Annotated in this window: 1 protein-coding gene; it reads right to left on the bottom strand. The window is 51.5% G+C overall.

The genetic code is table 11. The features are described from left to right. The coding region (locus ABZX22_RS44885) for a hypothetical protein (protein WP_354923411.1) at positions 1–2,034 on the bottom strand (2,034 nt) is incomplete at its 3' end. Positions 2,035–2,219 lie beyond the last annotated feature (185 nt).

Raw genomic sequence — 2,219 nt, forward strand, 5'->3', positions numbered from 1 at the left:
AAAGAACCCCGAGTAGTCGAAGTAGTCCTCGCCCAATACACCAGAAGATACTAAGTAGGGCAGTGGCCCAAGCGCCCTAGCACCTTCGAGAGTGGCAACGTGGTTTGCAAACTCAGGATGGACAATTGCTTGGGAGAGCGCGCTTACTCGCTCATCTGCCAACTTTCCTCGCAAAATCGAAAGCCGGCGATGCGCTCCATTTGCAACCTCTCTTGCAGAAGCAATGCGTGCACGCAGCGAGCCCACCCCATCACCGATCAATCGCCTGGATTCTACAGACCTAACCCCGACATACTGGAAATTGAGGCTGAGCAAGGCGTTCTGTTCGAGAATGCTCACTACGGATTCCCGATTCACGAAAGCAGCAAAGCCCAGCATTTCTCCACTCGGGATCGTAATTGTCTCTAGCTCATATGCTTGCTCTTGGTCAGAGGCAGCCATCCATGCCAGCGCTCTGTACTCCCTCTCGGATCGCGACAGACCCGCGGTGTAATTGTCAATCTCGGCTTCAAGTGCCGCGACCTCTGCAGCCCCTTCAAGCTCTCTATTCACTGACCAAGGTATGTAGCTCTTTATCATATCATAGATTGGGCCTTCGCCTTTCAGAAGCCTGGAGTACTCCCTCGGATAGAGACACTTGGCCACCACTGCACCGAACATTTTGTCGACGCTCAGGTACTCATTTCCACCGGCAACTCTCCTAAACAGGTCATACTCATTAACTATGTTTAAGAGCTGCCGCATATCATCTACGTAATAGCAAACCGCTTCTATTAGCGCCTCACTCGGCCTTGAAGTCACAGCCCACTTTCGCTCCCGCATGACGTTAATCATCATCTGCCGGGAGTTATCCGTGTTGATTACCGAAATTATGGGAAGAACGTAGTCAAAGAACTTTACACCATCCTCCGCGGAAAATAGATCGCCCCTTATCAGGTAAACAAAATAAACTGGGCGACGAATCGCCGGCGAGGTATTGACGATGAAGTTTATTTCCCTGAGCCGCGTGAATGGACTTGAATCTGAGAATCGATCAAGATCCTCGATGAAGACAACATCTATCTTGCTTCTTTCGAAGAGATAGACGATTTCATCCACCTGCTTATGGAGAACTGAAGAGATTGAGGCTGGAGCCATCGTCACGCCCTTCAAAGTCAAACCCTGAAGGTTGAATCCCAACACTGCGATCGCAGCCTTCCTAATCACCAAGAATGCGACCAGCAGTAAAACGGTCATCGTGTACAGCAGATTCGACTCGAGGACTTGAGATATGGGAAATTCTTTGGACAGATGCACTAGGTCTTTGGGCAGCCCAAAGAGTCGAACAAGCGCCAAGACTGTTGCAAGCGCGAGCACGGAGTAGAAGGACGCCCACAACTTCGATACGTGGCTGATCCGCTTGTGCCGTGTTTGCGGAACGGTCTTACCTTCCACCGAGTACAGTAGTTGCTGGACAATCGTGGCCTCGATTTGTTCTATAGATTCCTTAGATGTTGAATCACTCGAGCTGCCGGGTGCCTTTTCAGGATAGCCACCTTGAGCACTATTGAATGCAGCCAAGGAGACGAAACAGTACTTGTATTCGGTGTGCTCTGAGGCAAACGTCTGAATAAAGCTACTCTTCCCGGCACCATACCCGCCTGTAATTGCAATGTTCCGGACCTTCGGCAGTCGAAGCGCCCGCTGTAATTCAGCCCTATATTGCTTATAACTACTGCCTATCAGATGCGCGGGCGTCAGAGGCTCGATCCTTCCGCGCACGCGGTATCTCTGAGAGCCTAGAGCTGTCTTGAGTGCCTGCATCTTCGAGACAAATCGTCGCGGTACCGTAGCCCTGTACGGAGGTGAGCCCGCTTGGACACTACGGAGGATCCAAGGCAATTTGACGTAGTTAACGATTAGCTTCTTGGTTCCTCGCCGAAGGCGTGCCAATAGCTTCAAGACAGCTTTCTTATCAACATTCATTTCGAAATTCCTTTTCGCCTGACGCAGCATCTCACGTTGGTGCGGCACCACGAAGAAGGGGAAGGCCATTTGGCCCTCCCCTTGATACGCTCAATCGCTTGGGTCCCCTTAAACCCCAACAGGATTAGCCTTCTCCGGATCAATCTTGTACTGCTTGATCGCCCGGGCCACATCCTTCGCGGTCATCTTCCCTTCCTTAGCCAGCGCCGCAATCGCGGCATGCGCGATGTAGTAGCGATCCACCTCAAAGAACC

The sequence above is a fragment of the Nonomuraea sp. NPDC003804 genome, assembly GCF_040610675.1.
Classification (GTDB): domain Bacteria; phylum Actinomycetota; class Actinomycetes; order Streptosporangiales; family Streptosporangiaceae; genus Nonomuraea.